Consider the following 21,048-nt stretch of genomic DNA (forward strand, 5'->3'; position numbering starts at 1 on the left):
CCGCCGTCAGCGTCGTCTTCCCGTGGTCAACGTGGCCGATGGTGCCGATGTTGACGTGCGGTTTGGAGCGTTCAAACTTTTCCTTAGCCATTGGCCATGCGCCTCGTCTGTCTTTGGGGGCCCACCGCGGGCCCGGTTCAATGCACGGTGGGGCAAGTAGCCAAAGAACGGGGGAAAATCAAGCGCAGAAGGATCACCGACGCGCCATGCACGGCTTTCGGGGCCTACCGGGGCCGGGCGGTCACAGCCGCAGGTCTGAAATGCGCGGGGCGCGGCATTGCCACGCCCCGAAAAAGCCGGTTGAAACGGTCCGTCAGGAGGACGGCTGGGTCGCCTTCGCCTCGGCGTTCTGGGCCGCGTCGGTCTTCACGCCGGACGAGGTTCCGCCGACCTCTTCGCCACCCGACAGAGTCGCGCCGTCTTCGCCTTCCTCGACGCGGGCGAACTGCGGCGGGATGGTGCCGGCGGTCGGCGCCGGGCGCCCGGCCGACGTGGTCTCGGGATCCATCAGGGAGGCGTCGCCGAACCACTCGGGGTTCTCCAGCATCCAGGTGTGGATGCTCTTGGCGAGCGAGCGGGCCAGCGACAGCATCTGCTCGTCGGCGGTCTTGGTCAGGCCGGTGCCGATCAGCTGGTCGAAGCCCAGTTCCTCGGACACCGTGATGATCTCGGGCTCCTCGTTGATCGGGGCCCCCTTTTCGTCGTCCCAGACGGTGACCGAGGCCACCAGCACGGACTTCGGCGTGAAGATCAGCGGCACGCCGATCATGGCGAGCGCGTAGCCGTCGACCTTGGTCGCGATGTGGAAATACTTGTCACCGTCGTAGCGCCCGAACCGCTCCTCGATGGCGAAATCGATCGCGGCCTCCCAGGCTTCGTCGGTCGCTTCGCGCGAGAACGGGCCGATTTCCGGCTCTTCGACGACGGTCACGACATGGCCGAGGAGGAAACGCCCCATCGGCTCCGGGACGTTCTCGAGATCGCTCGTCGTCGCGCAGGCCGACAGCAGGAACGCGGCGGCAACCGGGGCAGCAAAAGATGTCAGGCGGGGCATGCTCACTCCTAGCAAGGTTTACCTGTGCATACCCTTTGACACGAAACGGTTCAATTCACGTCCTTGCTTGTGGCGCCGAAGGCGGCGAATGTTGCTTTATGGACGCCAGACCCGACCCCCGGCGCACGCCGGTCGCCGTGCCGATTCCCGAGCGCCCCCGCCGCTTTCTCGAAGCCGTGCGCGCCATGCAGCACAATGCGCTGGCGCTCCTGCCCCGCATCGCGTTCACCCAGCCGATCGTGTCGGGTCACGTCGTGCGCCGGTTCCACATGGTGATGGATCCGCCATCCCTGCGGCGTATATTGAAGGACGCACACGAGGATTACCCGAAGAGCGAGGAAGCCTCGGCCATGTTGCGCCCGGCCGTCGGCAACGGGCTCTTCCTTGCGGAAGGCGCGCATTGGCGCTGGCAGCGGCGCGCGGCGAGCCCGATCTTCGCGCCGCGCAACCTGACTGCTCTGACCCCCGTGATGACCGAGGCGGCCGAGGCCGGGTGTCGGCGGATCGCCGCCCATAGCGGCCCGCAGAACCTCTATGACGAGATGCTGCGAGTCGCGTTCGAGGTCATCGCGGCGGTGTCGATGTCCGAGGACACCGCCATCCCGCGCGAGGTCGCCCACCGCGCCATCGAGCGCTACGTGGACACGGCCGCGCGCGCCTCGATCCTCGACATCCTCAAGGTGCCGGGCTTCGTGCCCCGGCCAAGACGCGAATACGCCAAGCTCGCGATCGGCGAGCTCAAGCGCGCGACCGACGCGGCCATCAAGGCGCGCATGGGGCGTCCCCCGGCCGATCCGCCGCCGCTTCTCGACCTGCTCATCGGGGCCTCGGACCCGGAGACGGGGCGTACGATGAACGCGCTCGAGCTGCGCGACAATCTCCTGAGCTTCCTGGTGGCCGGCCACGAGACGACCGCGCTCGCCCTGTCCTGGGCGCTCTATCTCATGGCTTTCGACCAGGACGTGCAGGAGCGCGCCCGGGCGGAGGCGCAAGCGGTGCTTGGCACGCGGGCGGCGGGCGACGCGGACATGCCGAAGCTGCCTTACCTGCGCCAGATCGTGCTCGAGACGATGCGGCTCTATCCCCCCGTGGCCCTGCTCGCGCGGACGGCGGCGAAACCCGACCGGCTGCAGGACCGCGAAGTGCGGGCGGGCGACGTGATGCTGCTGCCGTTCTACGCGCTCCACCGCAACGAATGCATCTGGGACGACCCCGACACCTTCGACCCGGGGCGTTTCGCCGACGAGAAGGCGATCGACCGCTATGCCTACCTGCCGTTCGGGGCGGGGCCGCGCGTCTGCATCGGGATGGATTTCGCGGTCCAGGAGACGATGATCGTGCTGGCCACGATGCTCACCCGCTTCCGGTTCACGCCGGTTCCCGGCCGCGAGCCGGAGCCGGTGATGATTCTCACTCTGCGCCCGCACGGCGGTGTCTGGCTGAACGTCGAGCCGCTGTCGCCGGACGCCTAGTTGCGGCCGCCCAGCCGCCCCTCCGACTCATCCTGCGCTCCTGGGCTGTCCGAATCCTGCGCGGCGCGCGGGCCGCAGATCTCGCGCAGGTCCTGCCACTCGGCGTCGGTGATGACCGGGCGGTCGTAGACCCCGCCCTCGGCCGCCGCCTGCGCGGCCTCGATCCGGTCGACCATCTGCGGGTGCGAGGCGAAATGCGCCATGATCCCCTCCGCATCGCCATATTCGTCGAGGAGCCGCGCGAAAATGCGGCCCAGGGCGCCCGGATCGACCTCGGCCTCGCGCATCAGGTCGTGGGCGTAATCGTCCGCCGCCGCCTCGGCGGCCTGGGAATACTTGGCGTTGATCAGCTGGTTGGCCAGCAGGAGCACCACCGTGCCGCCGGCGAAATCGCCGAACAGCAGCCCCAGCACCCCGATCGACCCGGCCGAGCGTAGCGCGTCGCGGGTCGGGTCGCGGTTGACCACGTGCCCAACCTCATGCGCGAGGATCGAGGCGACCTCGTCCGCGCTCTCGGCCTCTTCGATCAGGCCGCGAAACAGGATCACGCGCCCGCCGGGCAGTGCGAAGGCGTTGACCAGGTCGTGGTCGAGAACGGCAAGACGCACGTCGTAGGGCAGGTCGGCGGAAGGATCGAGCCGCGCCATCATCGCGTCGAGCGCAGCCCGTCCGGCCGGCGCTTCGCATAGCCGGACCGGCGCTGCCTCCCGGCCCAATGCGCCGCGGATCTGCTCGAAGGTCGCGTCGCCCAGCGCGCGCTCGCCTTCGGGGGGCAGGTAGGTGGCCAGCTGGTCGGCCATGATCGGGACAAGCACGAAGATGATGACCGCGACGCTTGTCAGCGCGCCGCCGGCCCAGCCGAAGATCCTGCCCCAATTGCCCACCGGCGCGGACCGCGACAGGTTCGGGGCCAATCCGCGCAGTTCCCGCGCCACGTGCGGGTTGTCGATCACGAGCCGCGCGGTGCCGGCGTGCCCGTCGCTCAAAACAAGCCCGTCGGCATAGGCCTGATCCGGCAGCGCGCGCAGGTCCTCGAGCGCCCAGTAGAGCGTTTCGCCCTCGGGCAGCGTGATGTGCAGGTGCGTGCGCGACAATTGCAGCGACACGCGGTGCGTCACCGCGTCCGTGCCGTCCACGAAATCGGCATAGACCGGCTGCGCCCCTTCCCCGCTCAAAACGCGTCACCCAGCGGGAGCGCGTCGGCGAAGCCCTCGGCCTCGGCGAACTCGTCACGGCTGCGCTGGCGCACGGCGTTGAGCGCAGCGGGGTTCACGATCTCGGTCACCTCGGCGAAGTGATGGGCGAGCGGCAGGGTGATGAAGGTCTCCTTCAGCACGTTCCACATGATGAAGACGCCGAAGTAGAGGATGATCCCGGTGACGATCGGGATGATCGGCGGGATCGACCCCAGCGTCGAGATGTCGACCTCCTCGCCCAGCGTGTCGAAGGCGAAGCCTGTGATCGCACCGATGATCGCCAGGACGATCCCGCTCACGATCATGCCGAGGATGAAAAGCCCCACCATCGCCCCCCAGCCGCCGGCATAGATGCCGATGATCCGCCCGGTGCGCGGCTGGGTGCGCAGCCCCGCCTCACCCAGTGTCTTGGTCTCTGTAAGCGCCTTGAAGGTGCCCGCCTTCCAGGCCCCGAGCCCGTAGAGGAACCAGCCGAAACCAAGCACGATCAGCGCCGCGAAGCGCGGGTCTTCGGCCACGCCGATGGCGACACCCGCCCCGACCATGAGCGCGACCGACAGGTAGAGGTTGAGCATCGGGCGGATCAGCATCCGCCAGGACCCGCCCTGGTGCATCCGGTGATCGCCGTAGAACGTCCGGTCGGTGCGGTATTTCTCCAGCCAAAAGGTCTTCACGGGCCACCACAGCCCCAGCGTCACCACGGTCAGCCCCCAGTGCAGGAGCGAACGCCAGACGAACCCGGCCACCCCCGGCTCGAGCCCGAAGCGGATGCCGCGCCAGCGCGTGCGTGCAAGCACGTAGCGCCGTGCGCGGTACTGGGCGAAGAAGATGAGTGGCGTGATCCCCAGAAGCGACAGCGCGTAGGCCGGCGTGTTCCCCTCGAAAAGCGAGAACGAGAAGAACATCAGGATCAGGTTCACGATCCCGATGTAGAAGGCGAGGAAGACCACGGCGGTGAGAAAACCCAGGAGCTTCTCGGTCGCCCGCCCGGCGTATTCCAGCGGCATGCCCCCGGGGCGGATCGCGCTCCAGTAATACCGTCGCATTCGGGTCTTCATCCAGAAGCGGTAGAAGCCCGCGGTCAGAACCGTGCGTATTCCCGTGACCAGCGCCAGGCGGAACAAGGGCGCCTTGGATCCCTTGTAGTCCGTCTTGAGGTCCGCGAAGGTCATGGCTCAGGTGAAGGTGTTCGACTTCGGAAATCCATGCGGGGGCTGCTTGCCCACCGTCGCACGTTTGCCGATCCAGGGTCCCATGTCCACCTCGGTGCGCGTCCGGTCGCCCGTCGCGGCCCAGGACAGGCCCTTTGCCAGGTCGAAGGTCGTCAGGTCCGACAGCCCGCCATCGAGGTCGAGCGTTCCCTGCCGCCCACGCGCCATGTTGTACTTCTGAAGCCGCACGCCCTTGCCGCGCCCCATCTCGGGCAGTTCGGAGAGCGGGAAGACCAGGAGCTTGCGGTTCTCGCTGACCACCGCGACGTGATCGCCGGTCACCGGGCGCACCACCTTGGCGATGCTGTCGGAGACATTGAGCACCTGTTTGCCGTTCTTGGTCTGGGCCACGACCTCGGCCTCGGGCACGACGAAGCCGTTGCCCGCCTTCGAAGCCACGATGAGCTTGCGGTCGGGCTGGTGCACGAACATGTCGACGATCTCGACATCGTTGGGCAGGTCGACCATCAGGCGCACCGGTTCACCCATCCCGCGCCCGCCGGGCAGGTTCGCCGCCGACAGGGTGTAGAACCGGCCATTCGCGCCGAAGAGGATGATCTTGTCTGTCGTCTCGGCGTGGAAGGCGAACCGCGGGCCGTCGCCGTCCTTGAACTTGAAGTCGCGCCCCAGGTCCACGTGACCCGACATGGCACGGATCCAGCCCATCTGGCTGCACAGGATCGTCACCGGTTCGCGGTCGATCATCGCCTCGAGCGGCACGTCGGGCACCTCGGTCGCCTCGGCGAACTGCGTGCGGCGCGCGCCGCCTTCGTAGTCCTTGCCGAACTTCTTCTTGGCGTCCTTGAGCTCTTCCGTGATGCGCCCCCACTGAAGGTCTTCGCTGTCGAGAAGGTCCTCGAGCCCGGCGCGTTCCTCCATCAGCGCGTCGCGTTCGCGCACGAGCTCGATCTCCTCGAGCCGGCGCAGGCTGCGCAGACGCATGTTGAGGATCGCGTCGACCTGCACATCCGACAACCCCTCGGAGCGTCCCGCGAAACGCCGGGGCGTCGTGGTGGTCGCCCCGGATTCGGCGATGACGCCCCGCGCCACGGCGTCGGGATCCTCGCGCAGCTCCAGCGACGAAACATCGACACCAGTGAGCGGCGAGACATAATCGCTTTCCGACGTGGCGCGCGGAATCGTCTCCTGGTGCGGGCGCGACCAGTCCTCGTACATCAGCGCGGCCTTGGGATCGTCGTCGTAGCGGATGATGTCGATCACGCGGTCGAGGTTGAGGAAGGCGATGATGAAGCCCTCCAGCACCTCGAGCCGGTGGTCGATCTTCTCCATCCGGTGCTTCGACCGGCGGATCAGGACCTCGCGCCGGAAATCGAGGAAGGCGCGGAGCACTTCCTTGAGCGAACAGACCCGCGGCGTCAGCCCGTCGATCAGGACGTTCATGTTCAGGCTGAAGCGCACCTCGAGGTCCGAGTTGCGGAACAGGAGCCCCATGAGCATCTCGGCCTCGACATTGCGCGACCGGGGTTCGAGCACGATGCGGATGTCGTCGGCGCTTTCGTCGCGCACGTCGGCCAGGAGCGGCACCTTCTTGGTCTGGATGACCTCGGCCAGCTTCTCGATCAGCTTGGACTTCTGGACCTGGAACGGAATCTCGGTGACCACGATCTGCCACTGGCCGCGGCCCAGGTCCTCGACCTCCCACTTGGACCGCAGCCGGATCGACCCGCGGCCCGTGCGATAAGCCTGCGCGATGTTCTCGCGCGATTCCACGATGACGCCGCCGGTCGGGAAATCCGGGCCGGGGATGTAGTTCAGAAGCGTGTCATCACGCGCGTCGGGCGTGCGGATCAGGTGGATGCAGGCATCGACCAGCTCGGTGATGTTGTGCGGCGGAATGTTCGTGGCCATCCCCACCGCGATCCCGGCGGCACCGTTTGCCAGCAGGTGCGGGAAGGTCGCCGGCAGGACCACCGGCTCGCGCAGGGTGCCGTCGTAGTTCTCGCGGAAATCGACGCTGTCCTCGTCCAGCCCCTCCAGCATCGCCTCGGCGACACTGGTCATGCGCGCCTCGGTGTAGCGGCTGGCGGCCGGGTTGTCGCCGTCGATGTTGCCGAAGTTCCCCTGCCCGTCGACCAGCGGGTAGCGCACGTTGAAGTCCTGGGCGAGACGCGCCATCGCGTCATAGATCGCGGCGTCCCCGTGCGGGTGGTAGTTGCCCATCACGTCGCCCGAGATCTTCGACGACTTGCGGAACCGCCCGCCCGAATTCAGGCGCAGTTCACGCATCGCGAACAGGATTCGGCGGTGCACGGGCTTCAACCCGTCGCGCGCGTCGGGCAGCGCCCGGTTCATGATCGTCGAGAGCGCGTAGGTCAGATATCGGTCGCCGATGGCGCGGCGCAGCGGCTCGGCCATTTCGGAGATGGGATTGTCGGGATCGTCCACCATGTCGGTCATGAAATCCCAAATACGTGAGGAACGGAATCCCGTAAAGCGCGTTTCAACCGTGAGCGGAGCCGATCAGCCGACGCGCCACGAATTGGCCCGGTTGCCCCGCCATCATTGATGCGAATCATTGCCAGCCCCGAAAGGCGGCCGGTAACCTTTAAGACCTTGGGAAAGGGTAGCGGTCCCATGCAACTTGTTCGTCTCTCCCTCTTCACGATCGTGGGCCTCGTGGCCGCGATGGCGTGGTTCGGGCGCGACACGGGTGTTCCCGACCAGCCCATCGGACGCGCCACGCCTCTTGTCAGCGACAACCTCATGGCCACCTTCACCGGCGCGATCGACGACAACGGCCGCGACGAACGGCTCGCCCGTGCGCTCGCCTCGGATTCCAGCCCGGAGACCGCGACCCTCGTGACCTTCGAGCCGGAGACCGAGTCGGAGCCTGCACCCGAGATCGCGCCGGAACCCGCGGTCGCGTCCGGGTCCGAGGCCAAGCTGACCCTCGCGGCCGCCGAGGCCGAGCCGCAGGCACCCGCCCCCGCACCGGACTACCTCGTCGTCACCGGCTCCTACGTGAACATGCGCGGCGGGCCGACCACGAACGAGGGCGTCATCGCGACGCTGAGTGCCGGCACCCGGGTCGAGGATCTCGGCGCGGCCAAGGACGGCTGGCGCGAAGTGCGGTTGACCGGGAGCGGAGAACGCGGCTTCATGGCGGCGCGTTTCCTGGCTCCCGAGGCTCCTTGACCCCGAAATCCATCCTGATCACCGGCTGCTCCTCCGGCATCGGACACGACGCGGCGCATCACCTCGCCACCCGCGGCTGGCGCGTCTTCGCGACCTGCCGGGCCGAGGACGACTGCGCACGCCTGCGCGGGGAAGGGCTGGAGAGCTTCCGGCTCGACCACCAGGACCCGGACAGCATCGTGGCGGCCATCGCCGAGGCGACAGCGCGCACCGGCGGCACGCTCGACGCGGTCTTCTGCAACGCGGGCTACGGCGTGCCGGTCCTGGCAGAAGACCTGCCCACCAGCGTCCTCAAGGACATGTTCGAGACCAACTTCTTCGGCGTCCACGAAATCGTGCGCCGCGTGATCCCGATCATGCGTGCCCAGGGCGGCGGCCGGATCGTCAACTGCTCCTCGACCCTGGGCCTTTCCGCGATCCGCTGGCGCGCGCCCTACGTGGCCTCCAAGTTCGCGCTCGAAGGCTACACCGATACGCTCCGGCTGGAGCTCGCGGGCGACGGCATCCACGCGGTGCTGATTGAACCGGGGCCGATCACGACGCGCTTCCGGCTGAATTCCAAGGCCCAGTTCGAGGCACATATCGACTGGAAGTCATCTGCCAACCGCGCGGGCTACGAGGCGAAGATCCTGCCGCGCTTCGCCCGCGACATCGACGCGAAGGATCCGTTCGAACTGCCCGCCTCCGCCGTCACCGCCAAGCTCGTGCGCGCGCTCGAGACGCGGCGGCCGAAGCCGCGCTACCTGGTGACGGTGCCGACCTACATGAGCTACTGGGCGCGCCGCCTGCTGCCCACGCGGCTGGCCGACTGGGCGCTCTCCAAGGCGTGAGCCGCCACCCCTCGCCAAGCGCGGGGGAAACCTGTATCCCTCCCGGCAAACGAGGATAGCCGATGTTCGAAGACCCCCTTCTCCTGCTTCCGCTGGGCGCCGTGCTCGTCGTGGCGCTCATCCTGCTCACCGGCATCGGAAGCTTCGGCCGGGGCGGTGATTTCAACCGCCGCAACGCCAACCGCCTGATGCGCTGGCGGATCTATGCACAGGCGGTCGCCATCGTGCTCATCCTGTTCTACATCTGGCTGCGCTCGGGGGGATGACATGGTCGTACTGAACAAGATCTACACGCGGACCGGCGACACCGGCGAGACGGCCCTGGGCGACGGCACCCGCGTCGCCAAGCATTCCCCGCGGGTCGAGGCCTACGGGACCGTGGACGAGGCCAACGCCACCATCGGGATGGCCCGCCTGCATGCGACCGGCGAAACCGACGCGGCGCTCGCGCGCATCCAGAACGACCTGTTCGATCTCGGCGCCGACCTCTGCCGGCCGGGCATGGAGCTCGACGACCAGGCCGAGTACCCGCCCCTGCGCGTCTCCGGCGCCCAGGTCGCCCGGCTCGAATCCGAGATCGACGCCATGACCAAGGTGCTCGAGCCGCTGAGAAGCTTCGTCCTGCCCGGCGGCTCGCCGCTGGCCGCCCACCTGCACCTGGCTCGCACCGTATCGCGCCGCGCCGAACGGCTGGCCACCGACCTCGCGACCTCCGAGGACGTGAACCCGGCCGCGATCCGTTACCTCAACCGCCTGTCCGACTGGTGTTTCACCGCGGCGCGCATGGCCAACGACGAGGGGCGCGCGGACGTGCTCTGGGTGCCCGGCGCCAACCGCTGAGCGCCCGCCCTTTCATCTTTCCCGAAATACGCCGGGGGTTTGGGGGCTGGCCCCCAAACCACGCCAGCGTTTCACCCGATCCCGGGTGAAACCATTTCCCGCCCTGCCCCGTTGTTATGGGGGAACGGCCGCGCTTTGGCCGGAACCGACAGGGAGGAAGCATGGCAAGCGCTGACCATGATGCCGCGCTCGCGGGCGGGGACCGCGTCTACCGCCACGCGACCGGAACGCGGCTTTGGCACTGGACCACGGTCGTGACCTTCGTGATCATGCTCATGTCCGGGCTGATGATCTTCAACGCGCACCCCCGGCTCTACTGGGGCCAGTACGGCGCCAATCCGGACCCCGCCTGGATGGAGATCGGCAACGAGGGTCCGCGCGGCTACCTGCGCGTGGGCGAACTGGAGCTGACGACCACGGGCGTTCTCGGCGTGGTCGACACCCGGGCGGGCGAACGCACGGCGCGCGCCTTTCCGTGGTGGGCGACGATCCCCTCCGGCTACAACCTCGCGCGGGCCCGGCTGTGGCACCTGACCTTCGCCTGGGTTCTGGCCGTAGGGATGGCCGCCTACCTCATCGCCACGATCTTCGGCCGCCACCGCCGCGACCTCCTGCCCACGCGGGGCGAGGCACGGCCCGGCCACATCTGGCAGGACATCAAGGATCACGCCCGCCTCCGCTTTCCCAAGGGCGAGGCGGCGGCGCGCTACAACATCCTGCAGAAGCTCGCCTACCTCGCGGTGCTGCTGGTCCTGTTTCCCGGCATGATCCTGACCGGGCTGACGATGTCGCCGAACCTGAACGCCAAGCTACCCGTCCTGCTCGACCTCTTCGGCGGACGCCAGTCGGCCCGCTCGCTGCATTTCATCTTCGCCTTCGGGCTGGTGGGCTTCGTGGTCATCCACCTCGTGATGGTCGTCCTCGCCGGCCCCGTGAACGAAATCCGCTCGATGCTGACCGGCTGGTTCCGCCTGCCCAGGGAGAAAGACACATGAGCCGCGTTCTGACCCGTCGCCGCCTGATCACCGGGCTGGGCTATACCGCCATCGCCGGCACGGTCGGCGGGCTCGCGGTGAGCCCGTCCTTCCGCGACCTCGTCCTCAAGGGGGGTGAGACGCTGGCCTACAACACCCATCGACTGGTGGGCCGGGATGCTCTGGTGCGCGAGTATTCGGAGGCGGAGATGTCGCCGGACTTCCGCACCAACGGCAACACCACGGGTGCCACGCCGGCATGGGAGGCGGCCCGCGACACGGGCTTTGCCGACTGGGAACTCGAAGTGTCGGGCCTTGTCGAAAATCCTGCGCGTTTCGGCCTCGACGCGCTGCGTGCCATGCCCGCACGCACCCAGATCACCCGCCACGATTGCGTGGAAGGGTGGAGCGCCATCGGCAAGTGGACCGGCGTGCCCCTCTCCGAGGTGCTGGACCGCGTGACGCCGAAACCGAATGCGCGCTACGTGGTGTTCCGCTGCGCCGACCGCTTCGGGCTGTCGCTCTACTACGAGAGCATCGACATGATCGACGCCTACCATCCGCAGACCATCCTCGCCTACGGCATGAACGACGCCGACCTGCAGATCGGCCACGGCGCCCCGATCCGGCTTCGGGTCGAGCGGCAGCTGGGCTACAAGAACGCGAAGTTCATCATGAAGATCGAACTGGTCGAGAGCCTCGCCGGGATCGGCGGGGGCAAGGGCGGGTTCTGGGAGGATCGCGGCTACGAATGGTACGCCGGGATCTGACCTCTCAGCTCACCCGTTCGGGCATCTGGAAGCCGCGCAGGAACTCCTCGGCCTCCATCGCGCGCCCACCGGGTTTCTGCGCCCGGGTGATCTCGACCGCGCCGTCGCCGCAGGCGATGGTGAGCGGACCGATGACCGTGCCCGGAGCCATGTCGCCGGGGGCGCGCCGCGAGCCCAGGAGCTTCACGCGCATCCCGTCCATTTCGCACCAGGCCCCGGGAAAGGGCGACAGGCCACGGATCAGCCGGTCGACCTCTTCGGCCGGGCGCGTCCAGTCGATGCGCGCTTCGGCCTTGTCGATCTTCTCGGCATAGGTGACGCCCGTTTCTGGCTGCGGCTCGGGGTCGAGATCGTCGAGTTGGCCCAGCGCCTCCACGATCGCCGTCGCGCCCAGCGCGGACAGCCGATCATGCAATTCGCCGGTCGTTTCTTCGGCCCCGATCGGCGTCGTGCGCCGCAGGAGGACCGGGCCGGTATCGAGCCCGGCCTCCATCTGCATGATGCAGACGCCGGTTTCCGCGTCACCGGCGAGGATCGCGCGGTGGATCGGCGCGGCGCCGCGCCAGCGCGGCAGGAGCGAGGCATGGATGTTGAGGCAGCCTTGCGTCGGCGCGTCGAGCACCGCCTGCGGCAGGATCAGCCCGTAGGCCACGACCACGGCGACATCTGCACCCAGCGCCGCGAACTCTGCCTGCTCGGCCTCGCCTCTCAACGATTTCGGGTGACGCACCGGCAGGCCCAGCGCCTCGGCGCGTGCCTGCACGGGGGTCGGGCGGTCCTTCTTGCCGCGCCCTGCCGGGCGGGGCGGCTGGCAGTAGACACAGGCGATCTCGTGCCCGGCCTCGACCAACGCGTCGAGCACCGGGACCGAGAAATCCGGGCTGCCCATGAAAATGATCTTCATCGCTTCGCCTTCCGCGCCTTCGCGATCAGCCGGTCGCGTTTCAGTTTCGACAGGTGATCGAAATACATCCGGCCGTTCAAGTGGTCGATCTGGTGCTGGACGCTCGTGGCCCAGAGGCCGACGAAGTCCTGCTCCTGCATCTCGCCATCGGCGTTCATGAAGCGCACCGTCACCGCGCGGGGCCGTTCGATCCGGGCCCAGACGCCCGGCAGGTTGGGCGAGGCTTCGTCGTGGCCGTTCAGTTTCACGCTGGCGTGGAGCACCTCGGGATTGGCCATCCGCACCGCCTGCCCACGCTCCTCGGACGCGTCGACGACCGCGAGGCGCTGCATGACGCCCAGCTGCACGGCGGCGAGGCCCACGCCCGGCATCGTCTCCATCGCGTCGATCATCTCGTCCCAGATGGCGCGCACGTCGTCGGTCACGGCCTCGACCGGCGCGGCCGGGGTGCGCAGCCGCTTGTCCGGCCACATGACGAAGGGACGGTGGGCCATCAGGCCCGCGCCCGCTCGCGTTTCAGCTTCTGGGACTTGCGCGTCATCATCTGGCGCTTCATCGGCGACAGGTAGTCGATGAAGAGCTTGCCATCGAGGTGGTCGATCTCGTGCTGGACGCAGGTCGCCCAGAGCCCCTCGAAGTCCTGCTCGCGCTCGTTGCCGTGGCGGTCCACCCAGCGCACCTTGACCTCGGCCGGGCGGGTCACCTCGGCGTACTGGTCGGGGATCGACAGGCACCCTTCCTCGTAGACGTTGGTGTCGTCCGACGCGTCCACGACCTGCGGGTTGAACATCACCATCGGCTGCGGCGGCTCGCCCTCGTCCTTGACGCAGTCGAGCACGATCAGCCGCTGCAGCACGCCCACCTGCGGCGCAGCGAGACCGATCCCCGGCGCGTCGTACATGGTTTCGAGCATGTCGTCGGCCAGCTCGATGAGCTCGTCGGACAGGTCGTGCACGGCGGCCGCCTCTTTCTTGAGGCGCGGGTCGGGGTGGATGAGGATCGGGCGTATCGACATGCACGTTCAATTAGGGCAGCCGAACGGGTTTCGCAATGTCCCCTTGCGCTCCGCGTTGTCGCAGATAGCTTTGCCGCCCGAAACGGAGGCAGCATGACATACGATTTCGACCGCATCATCGACCGCGTGGGCACCCATTCCGCCAAGTGGGACAAGATGGAGCCGCTCTACGGCGTTTCACCGCAGGACGGCATCCCGATGTGGGTCGCCGACATGGATTTCGCCGCCGCACCCCCGATCCAGGCCGCGCTCGACCGGATGCGCGAGGTCGGGGTGTACGGCTATTACGCCGACGACAGCAGCTACCGCGCCGCGATCCAGTGGTGGATGAAGAACCGCCACGGCTGGGAGATCGACACCGATGCGATCTTCACCACGCACGGGCTGGTCAACGGCGTGGCGCTGGCGCTCGAGACGTTCACGGACCCCGGCGACGGTGTCGTACTGATGACTCCGGTATACCACGCCTTCCACCGGATCATCCGCGCCTCCGGGCGCAGCGTGGTGGAATGCCAGCTCGCGCACGGCGAGGGCGGCTACGAGATGGATTTCGACGCCTGGGACGCGCAGATGACCGGGCAGGAGAAGGTCGTCATCCTGTGCTCGCCGCACAACCCGGGCGGGCGCGTCTGGCGGCGAGACGAGCTCCAGGCGCTGGCGGATTTCGCCCGCCGCCACGACCTGCTGATCCTTTCGGACGAGATTCACCATGACCTGGTCTTCCCCGGGGCCACGCATACGCCGATGGCGCTGATCGACGGGATCGGCGACCGGCTGGTGATGATGACGGCCACCTCCAAGACCTTCAACATCGCCGGCTGCGACACCGGCAACGTGATCATCCACGACGAGAAGCTGCACGCTGCTTTCGCCAAGCGCCAGACCGCGCTCGGGCTGTCGCCCAACGCCTTCGGGCTCAACATGGCCGAAGCGGCCTATTCCCCCGAAGGCGCGGCCTGGGTGGATGCGCTGATCGGCTACCTCGACGAGAACCGGCGCATCCTCGACGCCGGTCTGAACGCCATCCCGGGCGTGAAGAGCATGCCGATGGAAGCGACCTACCTGGCCTGGGTGGACTTCGCCGGCACCGGCATGGCGGCGGAAGAGGCGATCCGGCGGGTGCAGGAAGACGCGCGCATCGCGGTCAACCACGGCGCCACCTTCGGCGCCGGGGGCGAAACCTTCCTGCGCTTCAACTTCGCCACGCCCCGCGCGCGCGTCGAAGAGGCCGTCGCGCGCATGCAGGAGGCGTTCCGCGACCTTCAATAATGTCCCGCTTCCCTCCGGGGAACATGAAGAACCCGCGACCGTCCCTCGACGGCCGCGGGTTTTCTTTGTGCGTCTGCCCCGGGCGACCGGGGCGGACGGATCACTCTTCGAGCAGGCCGTCGAGGATCTCGGTCAGATCCGCGTAGGTCATGTTCGAGTACTTCTCGCCGTTGATCAGGAAGGTCGGCGTGCCGGTGATCTCGTCGGCGGTCGCGTTCTCCTGGTAGGCGGCGACCATCGACTGCGCCATCGACTGGTCGTTGAGGCAGGAGTCCAGCTCCTCTTCGTTGAGCCCCGCCTTCTTGCCGATCGTTTTCAGGTTCTCGAGGATCGTGGCTTCCTGCCCGTCGCCGATCCAGTCGGACTGCTGCTCGAACAGCATGTCGGAGATGCCGAAATACCGCATTTCACCGCCGCAGCGCGCGACCATGCCGGCCCAGAGGCCGTACTTGTCGAAATAGACCTCGCGGTTCACGAACTTGACCTTGCCGGTCTCGATGTAGTCGGCCTTCAGGTCTTCCCACACGCGGTCGTGGAAATCGGCGCAGTGCGGGCAGGTGAAGGACGCGTATTCGATCATGGTGATCGGTGCATCTTCCTCGCCCATGACCATGTCGGGGGCCGGTTCGACCTGGTTCTCGGCGTCCTGGGCCATTGCCGGTTGGATCGGCGAAAGGGACGACGTGCCCGGGGCGTTGCCCGTCGTCGTCGCGACATAGGCACCGCCGCCGATCAGGACGGCCGCGCCAAGGGCGATGGGAAGGATCTTGTTCATGTCTTCTGCCTCACGATTTGGATGCGTTGCGTGTGTAAACGTTGGCGGCAAGGGTTTCCAGCGCGGCCCGAAGCTCGTCGCTGGCCACGCCGTCCGTGGTGGTTTTCGCCCGGTCGCGGACCTCGGGGTCCGGCGCCGGGGCCGGCTCGGGCGCGCGCGGCGTGAACTGCGCCTGCCCCTCGGCGAAGCCCGTGGGCGCGGTCTGGGTGAGCCGGATACGTGAAATGGCGGAGTAGCCGTAGATCGCGTTGACCCGCTCGCGCAGCGCCTCTTTCTGCATTTCCAGCATCGGCGCATTCGCGCCGGTGGTCAGCAGGGTCAGCGTCGCTCCGAACCCGCCACGGCCGTAGGAGACCTCGACGGGGCGGCAGACCTGCGCGATCGACTCGCCCGCGATCTCCTCCCAATGGGTGACCAGGCGCGTGACGGCGAAGCCCCGCGACTCGCCCGCCTTGCGAATCCGGCTGCCCAGCAGCTTGCTGGTCCGTTCGAAGCCGCGCATGCGGCGCTCGGGTTTCGATCGCGTGTCCGTCACTGGCCACTCCCTGTCGGCCCGGATACTAGTTGTCCAGCCCAAGGGTGACTATGGCCGTTGAAGTTACAAGGATAAAACATGCGTGACGCGGGGGTGATGGCCCGGGAACTTCTGGACTGGTACGACCGCCATGCGCGCGAGATGCCGTGGCGCGTGGGGCCCGCGGACCGGGCCGCTGGCGTCGCACCGGATCCCTATGCTGTCTGGTTGTCCGAGGTGATGCTGCAACAGACCACGGTCGCCGCGGTGCGCGATTACTTCACCCGGTTCATGACCCTCTGGCCCACGGTCCACGACCTGGCCGCCGCCGAGGATGCGCGCGTCATGGGGGAATGGGCGGGGCTCGGTTACTACGCCCGGGCGCGAAACCTGCTCAAGTGCGCCCGCATCGTGTCGGGCGAACTGGGCGGGGTGTTGCCGGACACGCTCGACGGGCTCAAGGCGCTGCCGGGGATCGGACCCTACACCGCCGCCGCCATCGCCGCCATCGCCTTCGACCGGAGCGAAACCGTGGTCGACGGGAACGTCGAGCGCGTCATGGCCCGGCTCTTCTGCATCGAGGCGCCGATGCCGGGTTCCAAACCCGCGCTGCGCGACGCGGCTGCCGAACTCACGCCCGACGAGCGGCCGGGCGACTACGCGCAGGCGGTCATGGACCTGGGCGCCACGATCTGCACCCCGAAGTCGCCCGCCTGCGGTATCTGCCCGTGGCGCGACGATTGTGCCGGCCGCGCGAAGGGCGTGCAGGCCGCGCTCCCCGCCCGCGAGGCGAAGAAACCCAAGCCGGTGCGCCAGGGCATCGCCTATGTCGCGCGGCGCACAGACGGCGCGTGGCTGGTCGAAACACGCCCCGAGCGGGGACTTCTGGGCGGTATGCTGGGCTGGCCCGGCGGCGACTGGGGCGAGGTGGCCGAGGACACGCCGCCAACCGATGCGGACTGGCACGACCTGGGCGAAGAGGTGCGCCATACCTTCACCCATTTCCACCTGCGCCTGGCGGTCAGGGTGGCGGAGCTGCCGATGGACGCCGCACCGGAGCGCGGTCATTTCGAACCTCGCCTCGCGCCCTCGGATCTTCCCACGGTGATGCGCAAGGCCTTCGACCTGGCCCGCGGACAGCTGGGCTGACGCGCCCGTTGTCTCGGAAAAAGACCGGGCGTAGGGTGTTTTGAAGGAGAGCTCGGATGGCCGCGACGGACACCGCGATAGACTTCAAACACGCCGCGCCCTTCTGGGTGTCGTTGCTGGTCGTGCCGCTGATCGCGATCGCGGCGATCTACGGCGGCTGGGCGCTGCTCTTGCCCATCGCGGGCACGTGGTGGGCCTTCACCGGGCTCGACGCCCTGATCGGGCGCAACACCGACAACCCGGACCCAACCGCGACCGACGCGCATCTCTACTGGTATTCGCTCATCACATGGATCTGGCTGCCGGTGCAGGTCATCACGCTCTACACCATGATCGGCTGGATCCCCCGGGCCGAGCACCTGGCCCTGTGGGAGAAGTTCGGCGTCTTCGCGGGCGTCGGCGTGATGAGCGGGACGATCGGGATCGTCTATGCGCATGAGCTCATGCACCAGAAGGACAAGCTGGAGCGCTGGCTTGCCGACCTTCTGCTCGCGACCGTGCTCTATTCCCATTTCCGGACCGAGCACCTGCAGGTCCACCATCCCTGGGTCGGCACCTCCCGGGACGCGGTCACGGCGCGCTACAACGAGGGGTTCCACCACTACTTCCTGCGCGTGCTCGCGACCGGCCCGATCTCGGCCTGGCGGGCGGAACGGGCGATGCTGGCGCGCCGCGACCTCAGCCCGTGGGATGGGGCGAACCCGTTCTGGCGCTACTGGGCGCTTCAGGGCGGCGCGCTGATCCTCGCGCTCCTGATCGGCGGCTGGCTGGGCCTTGCGCTGTTCGTCTTCCAGGCCTTCGTCGCGGTCTGGCAGCTGGAGCTGACCAACTACGTCGAGCATTACGGGCTGACGCGCAAGCACCTGGGCGACGGGAAATACGAGCCCGTGCGCCCGCATCATTCGTGGAACGCGGACCACCAGGCGACGAACTGGCTGCTGATCAACCTGCAACGCCACTCCGATCATCACTACAAGCCCGCGCGCCGCTTTCCCCTGCTCCAGACCTACGGACCGGAGGCCGCCCCGCAGCTCCCGTTCGGCTACCCGCTGATGGCCACGGCGGCGATGATCCCGCCCCTGTGGCGGCGGCTGATGAACCCCAAGGTGCGCGCCTGGCGGCGCCAGCATTATCCGGAGATCACGGATTGGGAGCCTTACAAGCGCGCCGAACTTCCGATGCCGGGCCCACGCTAGAACGCCGGGCGCTGGCCGAAATCCCAAGCCCGGATACAAAAAAACCCCGCCACAAGGGCGGGGTCAGTTGCGCCGTGGCATAAGCCACAGGCACAGGCGGTACGCCGGTCGCCGCGTTGCTGCGGCGTGTTCGGTTCAGCGCATTTCCGCGCGGATCTGTTGGCGGAGCACGTCGATCGAGACGGTCTTCCCGTCACGCTTGAAGTGCCAGTAGGTCCACCCGTTGCAGGACGGCGCGCTTTCCAGCGCCGCCCCAACCTGGTGGATCGAGCCGCGGGCCTCGCCCGAGATGAGCGTGCCGTCGGCGCGCACCTTGGCGACATGGCCACGCGGGCTGATCAGCGTTTCGCCGGGGCGCAGCATGCCGCGCTCGACCAGCTGGCCGAAGGGCACGCGCGGCTCGGCGCGCTTGGAGGTCGAGACCGACAGCGATTCCTTGTCGTACTTGCGGATCTTCGCGAGCCGCTTCTCGGCGACCTTGCGATAGCTTTCCTCCCGCTCGATCCCGATGAATTCGCGACCCAGCATCTTGGCCACCGCACCCGTGGTACCGGTGCCGAAGAACGGGTCGAGCACGACGTCGCCGGGGTTGGTGGTGCCCACGAGCACGCGGTGCAGGAGCGCCTCGGGCTTCTGGGTCGGGTGCGCCTTGTCCCCGTTGTCGTCCTTCAGACGCTCGCCGCCGCTGCAGATCGGGATCATCCAGTCCGACCGCATCTGCACGCCTTCGTTCAGCGACTTCAGCGCCTCGTAGTTGAAGGTGGGCTTCGATTCCTCGCTCTTCGACGCCCAGATCAGCGTCTCGTGCGCGTTGGTCAGACGCTTGCCGCGGAAGTTCGGCATCGGGTTCGACTTGCGCCAGATCACGTCGTTCAGGATCCAGTAGCCCTGGTTCTGAAGCTCGGCGCCCATGCGGAACACGTTGTGATAGGAGCCGATGACCCAGATCGCGCCATTGGGCTTCAGGAGCCGGCGGGCGGCCTTGAGCCATTCGCGGGTGAAGTCGTCGTAGATCTTGAAGCTCGCGAACTGGTCCCAGTGATCGTCGACGGCATCGACGCGGGAGTTGTCGGGGCGATGCAGGTCCCCCTTGAGCTGAAGATTGTAGGGCGGGTCGGCGAAGATGAGGTCGACCGAGCCTTCGGGAAGGCTGTTCATCACCTCGATGCAATCACCGTCAAGAATAGTGTTCAGCGGAAGGGCGGGCCCTTCCACGGGGGTCATTTTGTTCATGTCGTCTGCCTCATTCCCCGGCGCCTTATGGCGCTCGTTGTTGTGGATAAGTTTGAGTCAGACGCGATTCGCAGTCAATTTCTTTTTTTAAATCAGGGGGTTATGGTTTCTCTGGACACAAGATATTGTGCACCGGCCTGAACGATCGCCTATGGTGTGGGGTCACCCCTAAATCTTTGAGCGCCGAAACATGGCTTTTCGACGGGTAACCCGCGTTGCTCTCCCAGCCGTAGCCCGGATGCTGTTGCGCCAAGTCCACCATGAGCCGATCGCGCGTCACCTTCGCGATGATCGAAGCCGCGGCGATGGAGAGCGATCTTCCGTCGCCTTTTATGACCGCGTCGCAGGGCAGCTTGTTCCCGTCGGGGATCATGTTGCCGTCGATCAGAAGGTGGTCGGGCGTCGGCATCAGGGCGGCCACCGCGCGCATCATCGCGATGTGGGAGGCACGCAAGATGTTGTGGCGGTCGATCTCTTCCACCGTCGCGTGGGCCACCGAAACCACCGCGCAGTCCATGATCACGTCAAAGAGCGCCTCGCGGGCCGGCTGCGTGAGCTTCTTGGAATCGTTCAGCCCGGGCGGGATGTTCGCCGGATCGAGGATCACGGCGGCTGCCGTGACCGGCCCGGCAAGCGGCCCGCGTCCCACCTCGTCCACCCCGGCCACACGCATCAGGCCACGGGCGTGGATAGCGGTCTCGAGGGTGAAATCCGGGATGGTCATGGCCCTTTGATTTGCCCAGCCGCCGCGCGGCGTCAAGCGAGAAGCGGGCAAGAAAAAAGCGGTGGGCCGAAACCCACCGCCAGTCGAGAGCGGCCCTGGAAGATCGGGGGACAGACTGACCGCTCCCTGCTCGATATTCCTCAGCGGCGCGCGACCGAGTATCCGGCCTGCTTCAGGCAGCGGCCGCGGTAGGCGTTACGGCTGTTGCCCGTGCGCGGGTTGTAGATGTTCACCTTGCAGTGGCGCGGCAGGTAGTCGGCGCCGACGAAGTTGCGCTTGAGGCAACGGTTCGCGAACAGGACGCCGCCATGGTTGGTGTTGCGGATGATGCACTTCGCCGGGAGCTGCTTGTAGTGGCGCGCCCGGTGCCCGCCGCGCCCGTCATGGCGCCCGCCGTGCCGGTGATGGTCGCGGTCGCGGTAGTGCCCGCCCCGGTACCGGTCCTCGCGCGGTGTGTAATGCGAGTTCGAGTCGAGCCGGAACGACCCGTTGCCCGACAGCGCCTGCGAAGCGATGGCGCCCAGGATGATGGTGCCGATCGCCCCGGCGATGAGAGCCTCTTCGCTGCCGGCGCGCGCTTCGGTCGCGGAGACCGGAGAAAGCGCGACGGCGCCGGCCAGGATGGCGGCGGTCGCGGGCCGCGTGATCTTTTGAATGAGTTTCATGGCGATAATCCTTTCGGGTCTGATCGTCTCTGTGCAGGTGGTCTGCGATGTCGATGGGATCAGCCTGGCCGGGGCGGACCCGGATAAGGAATATCGGCGCG

Annotated in this window: 23 protein-coding genes; 10 read left to right on the top strand and 13 right to left on the bottom strand. The window is 67.4% G+C overall.

Annotated features, from left to right (window positions below):
• Together GQE99_RS18730 and GQE99_RS18735 are read right to left on the bottom strand one after the other, a co-directional pair.
• Nucleotides 1-91: GTP-binding protein (locus tag GQE99_RS18730; RefSeq protein ID WP_202530955.1), on the bottom strand; the 91-nt coding region annotated here is incomplete at its 3' end.
• A 222-nt stretch (nucleotides 92-313) separates the two neighbouring features.
• Nucleotides 314-1,054, bottom strand: a complete 741-nt coding sequence (locus GQE99_RS18735; RefSeq protein WP_161353442.1) for a hypothetical protein — start codon at nucleotides 1,052-1,054, stop codon at nucleotides 314-316.
• Between the two features lie 98 nt (nucleotides 1,055-1,152).
• Between GQE99_RS18735 and GQE99_RS18740 the strand changes: the two genes are divergently transcribed.
• Nucleotides 1,153-2,526 (top strand): cytochrome P450, encoded by a 1,374-nt coding sequence (locus GQE99_RS18740; RefSeq protein WP_161353444.1) that lies wholly within the window; start codon nucleotides 1,153-1,155, stop codon nucleotides 2,524-2,526.
• On the opposite strand, the gene GQE99_RS18745 is transcribed toward GQE99_RS18740, so the two are convergent.
• The 3 genes from GQE99_RS18745 to GQE99_RS18755 are packed head-to-tail and all read right to left on the bottom strand — an operon-like array spanning nucleotide 2,523 to nucleotide 7,351.
• On the bottom strand, nucleotides 2,523-3,701 hold the full coding sequence (locus GQE99_RS18745) for a M48 family metallopeptidase (protein ID WP_202530958.1): 1,179 nt from the start codon (nucleotides 3,699-3,701) through the stop codon (nucleotides 2,523-2,525). The genes GQE99_RS18740 and GQE99_RS18745 overlap by 4 nt on opposite strands.
• Nucleotides 3,698-4,894 (bottom strand): DUF898 family protein, encoded by a 1,197-nt coding sequence (locus GQE99_RS18750; protein ID WP_161353446.1) that lies wholly within the window; start codon nucleotides 4,892-4,894, stop codon nucleotides 3,698-3,700. Before GQE99_RS18750 ends, GQE99_RS18745 begins: the two co-directional genes overlap by 4 nt.
• 3 nt (nucleotides 4,895-4,897) lie before the next feature.
• On the bottom strand, nucleotides 4,898-7,351 hold the full coding sequence (locus GQE99_RS18755) for a DNA topoisomerase IV subunit A (protein WP_161353448.1): 2,454 nt from the start codon (nucleotides 7,349-7,351) through the stop codon (nucleotides 4,898-4,900).
• A gap of 177 nt (nucleotides 7,352-7,528) precedes the next feature.
• Here GQE99_RS18755 and GQE99_RS18760 point away from each other — a divergent pair, with 177 nt between their 5' ends.
• From GQE99_RS18760 to GQE99_RS18785, 6 genes are all read left to right on the top strand, one after another.
• A complete protein-coding gene (locus tag GQE99_RS18760) occupies nucleotides 7,529-8,089 on the top strand; it encodes an SH3 domain-containing protein (protein WP_161353451.1) in 561 nt (186 codons plus the stop codon).
• Nucleotides 8,086-8,919: an SDR family NAD(P)-dependent oxidoreductase gene (locus GQE99_RS18765; RefSeq protein ID WP_161353453.1), complete on the top strand. Its 834-nt coding sequence runs from the start codon at nucleotides 8,086-8,088 to the stop codon at nucleotides 8,917-8,919. The genes GQE99_RS18760 and GQE99_RS18765 overlap by 4 nt, the downstream gene beginning before the upstream one ends.
• Before the next feature lie 62 nt (nucleotides 8,920-8,981).
• Nucleotides 8,982-9,185 (top strand): twin transmembrane helix small protein, encoded by a 204-nt coding sequence (locus GQE99_RS18770; RefSeq protein ID WP_161353455.1) that lies wholly within the window; start codon nucleotides 8,982-8,984, stop codon nucleotides 9,183-9,185.
• 1 nt (nucleotide 9,186) lies between these two features.
• On the top strand, nucleotides 9,187-9,759 hold the full coding sequence (locus tag GQE99_RS18775) for a cob(I)yrinic acid a,c-diamide adenosyltransferase (protein WP_161353457.1): 573 nt from the start codon (nucleotides 9,187-9,189) through the stop codon (nucleotides 9,757-9,759).
• Nucleotides 9,760-9,920: 161 nt separating this feature from the next.
• Complete coding sequence (locus tag GQE99_RS18780) at nucleotides 9,921-10,754, top strand: cytochrome b/b6 domain-containing protein (RefSeq protein WP_161353459.1); 834 nt, start codon at nucleotides 9,921-9,923, stop codon at nucleotides 10,752-10,754.
• Nucleotides 10,751-11,503, top strand: a complete 753-nt coding sequence (locus tag GQE99_RS18785) for a molybdopterin-dependent oxidoreductase (RefSeq protein WP_161353461.1) — start codon at nucleotides 10,751-10,753, stop codon at nucleotides 11,501-11,503. The genes GQE99_RS18780 and GQE99_RS18785 overlap by 4 nt, the downstream gene beginning before the upstream one ends.
• 4 nt (nucleotides 11,504-11,507) lie before the next feature.
• On the opposite strand, the gene fmt is transcribed toward GQE99_RS18785, so the two are convergent.
• From fmt to def (GQE99_RS18800), 3 genes are read right to left on the bottom strand one after another with little or no spacing between them, the layout of a single operon-like run.
• Nucleotides 11,508-12,407 (bottom strand): methionyl-tRNA formyltransferase, encoded by a 900-nt coding sequence (gene fmt, locus GQE99_RS18790; protein ID WP_161353463.1) that lies wholly within the window; start codon nucleotides 12,405-12,407, stop codon nucleotides 11,508-11,510.
• Entirely contained in the window at nucleotides 12,404-12,901 is a 498-nt protein-coding gene (def, locus tag GQE99_RS18795) for a peptide deformylase (protein WP_161353465.1), read from the bottom strand. Before def (GQE99_RS18795) ends, fmt begins: the two co-directional genes overlap by 4 nt.
• Nucleotides 12,901-13,422: a peptide deformylase gene (gene def / locus GQE99_RS18800; protein WP_161353466.1), complete on the bottom strand. Its 522-nt coding sequence runs from the start codon at nucleotides 13,420-13,422 to the stop codon at nucleotides 12,901-12,903. Before def (GQE99_RS18800) ends, def (GQE99_RS18795) begins: the two co-directional genes overlap by 1 nt.
• Before the next feature lie 93 nt (nucleotides 13,423-13,515).
• On the opposite strand from def (GQE99_RS18800), the gene GQE99_RS18805 reads away from it, so the two are divergent.
• Entirely contained in the window at nucleotides 13,516-14,691 is a 1,176-nt protein-coding gene (locus GQE99_RS18805; protein WP_161353468.1) for a MalY/PatB family protein, read from the top strand.
• Nucleotides 14,692-14,791: 100 nt separating this feature from the next.
• Here the strand turns inward: GQE99_RS18805 and GQE99_RS18810 are convergent, their stop codons facing one another.
• Nucleotides 14,792-15,466, bottom strand: a complete 675-nt coding sequence (locus GQE99_RS18810; protein ID WP_161353470.1) for a DsbA family protein — start codon at nucleotides 15,464-15,466, stop codon at nucleotides 14,792-14,794.
• 10 nt (nucleotides 15,467-15,476) lie between these two features.
• A complete protein-coding gene (locus GQE99_RS18815; protein WP_161353752.1) occupies nucleotides 15,477-15,968 on the bottom strand; it encodes a DUF721 domain-containing protein in 492 nt (163 codons plus the stop codon).
• A 111-nt stretch (nucleotides 15,969-16,079) separates the two neighbouring features.
• On the opposite strand from GQE99_RS18815, the gene mutY reads away from it, so the two are divergent.
• Together mutY and GQE99_RS18825 are read left to right on the top strand one after the other, a co-directional pair.
• Nucleotides 16,080-17,129: an A/G-specific adenine glycosylase gene (mutY, locus tag GQE99_RS18820; protein ID WP_161353472.1), complete on the top strand. Its 1,050-nt coding sequence runs from the start codon at nucleotides 16,080-16,082 to the stop codon at nucleotides 17,127-17,129.
• Between the two features lie 56 nt (nucleotides 17,130-17,185).
• Nucleotides 17,186-18,325 (top strand): alkane 1-monooxygenase, encoded by a 1,140-nt coding sequence (locus tag GQE99_RS18825; RefSeq protein WP_161353474.1) that lies wholly within the window; start codon nucleotides 17,186-17,188, stop codon nucleotides 18,323-18,325.
• A gap of 135 nt (nucleotides 18,326-18,460) precedes the next feature.
• Here GQE99_RS18825 and GQE99_RS18830 read toward each other — a convergent pair whose 3' ends face one another.
• The 3 genes from GQE99_RS18830 to GQE99_RS18840 form a co-directional block, all read right to left on the bottom strand.
• Nucleotides 18,461-19,558 (bottom strand): site-specific DNA-methyltransferase, encoded by a 1,098-nt coding sequence (locus GQE99_RS18830; protein WP_161353476.1) that lies wholly within the window; start codon nucleotides 19,556-19,558, stop codon nucleotides 18,461-18,463.
• Nucleotides 19,559-19,658: 100 nt separating this feature from the next.
• Nucleotides 19,659-20,282: a ribonuclease HII gene (locus tag GQE99_RS18835; RefSeq protein WP_161353478.1), complete on the bottom strand. Its 624-nt coding sequence runs from the start codon at nucleotides 20,280-20,282 to the stop codon at nucleotides 19,659-19,661.
• A 140-nt stretch (nucleotides 20,283-20,422) separates the two neighbouring features.
• A complete protein-coding gene (locus GQE99_RS18840) occupies nucleotides 20,423-20,947 on the bottom strand; it encodes a hypothetical protein (RefSeq protein WP_161353479.1) in 525 nt (174 codons plus the stop codon).
• Nucleotides 20,948-21,048 lie beyond the last annotated feature (101 nt).

Origin of the sequence: Maritimibacter harenae (genome assembly GCF_009882975.1) — a bacterium.
Lineage (GTDB): Bacteria > Pseudomonadota > Alphaproteobacteria > Rhodobacterales > Rhodobacteraceae > Maritimibacter > Maritimibacter harenae.

Bases quoted from the DNA above. Each gene is read 5' to 3' on its own strand.
- GQE99_RS18775 (WP_161353457.1), top strand. From the start codon at position 9,187: ATGGTCGTACTGAACAAGATCTACACGCGGACCGGCGACACCGGCGAG.
- GQE99_RS18785 (WP_161353461.1), top strand. From the start codon at position 10,751: ATGAGCCGCGTTCTGACCCGTCGCCGCCTGATCACCGGGCTGGGCTAT.
- GQE99_RS18780 (WP_161353459.1), top strand. From the start codon at position 9,921: ATGGCAAGCGCTGACCATGATGCCGCGCTCGCGGGCGGGGACCGCGTC.
- GQE99_RS18810 (WP_161353470.1), bottom strand. From the start codon at position 15,466: ATGAACAAGATCCTTCCCATCGCCCTTGGCGCGGCCGTCCTGATCGGC.
- GQE99_RS18760 (WP_161353451.1), top strand. From the start codon at position 7,529: ATGCAACTTGTTCGTCTCTCCCTCTTCACGATCGTGGGCCTCGTGGCC.
- GQE99_RS18830 (WP_161353476.1), bottom strand. From the start codon at position 19,558: ATGAACAAAATGACCCCCGTGGAAGGGCCCGCCCTTCCGCTGAACACT.
- GQE99_RS18805 (WP_161353468.1), top strand. From the start codon at position 13,516: ATGACATACGATTTCGACCGCATCATCGACCGCGTGGGCACCCATTCC.
- GQE99_RS18840 (WP_161353479.1), bottom strand. From the start codon at position 20,947: ATGAAACTCATTCAAAAGATCACGCGGCCCGCGACCGCCGCCATCCTG.
- mutY (WP_161353472.1), top strand. From the start codon at position 16,080: ATGCGTGACGCGGGGGTGATGGCCCGGGAACTTCTGGACTGGTACGAC.
- def (WP_161353466.1), bottom strand. From the start codon at position 13,422: ATGTCGATACGCCCGATCCTCATCCACCCCGACCCGCGCCTCAAGAAA.
- GQE99_RS18835 (WP_161353478.1), bottom strand. From the start codon at position 20,282: ATGACCATCCCGGATTTCACCCTCGAGACCGCTATCCACGCCCGTGGC.
- fmt (WP_161353463.1), bottom strand. From the start codon at position 12,407: ATGAAGATCATTTTCATGGGCAGCCCGGATTTCTCGGTCCCGGTGCTC.
- def (WP_161353465.1), bottom strand. From the start codon at position 12,901: ATGGCCCACCGTCCCTTCGTCATGTGGCCGGACAAGCGGCTGCGCACC.
- GQE99_RS18815 (WP_161353752.1), bottom strand. From the start codon at position 15,968: ATGCGCGGCTTCGAACGGACCAGCAAGCTGCTGGGCAGCCGGATTCGC.
- GQE99_RS18740 (WP_161353444.1), top strand. From the start codon at position 1,153: ATGGACGCCAGACCCGACCCCCGGCGCACGCCGGTCGCCGTGCCGATT.
- GQE99_RS18755 (WP_161353448.1), bottom strand. From the start codon at position 7,351: ATGACCGACATGGTGGACGATCCCGACAATCCCATCTCCGAAATGGCC.
- GQE99_RS18770 (WP_161353455.1), top strand. From the start codon at position 8,982: ATGTTCGAAGACCCCCTTCTCCTGCTTCCGCTGGGCGCCGTGCTCGTC.
- GQE99_RS18750 (WP_161353446.1), bottom strand. From the start codon at position 4,894: ATGACCTTCGCGGACCTCAAGACGGACTACAAGGGATCCAAGGCGCCC.
- GQE99_RS18735 (WP_161353442.1), bottom strand. From the start codon at position 1,054: ATGCCCCGCCTGACATCTTTTGCTGCCCCGGTTGCCGCCGCGTTCCTG.
- GQE99_RS18825 (WP_161353474.1), top strand. From the start codon at position 17,186: ATGGCCGCGACGGACACCGCGATAGACTTCAAACACGCCGCGCCCTTC.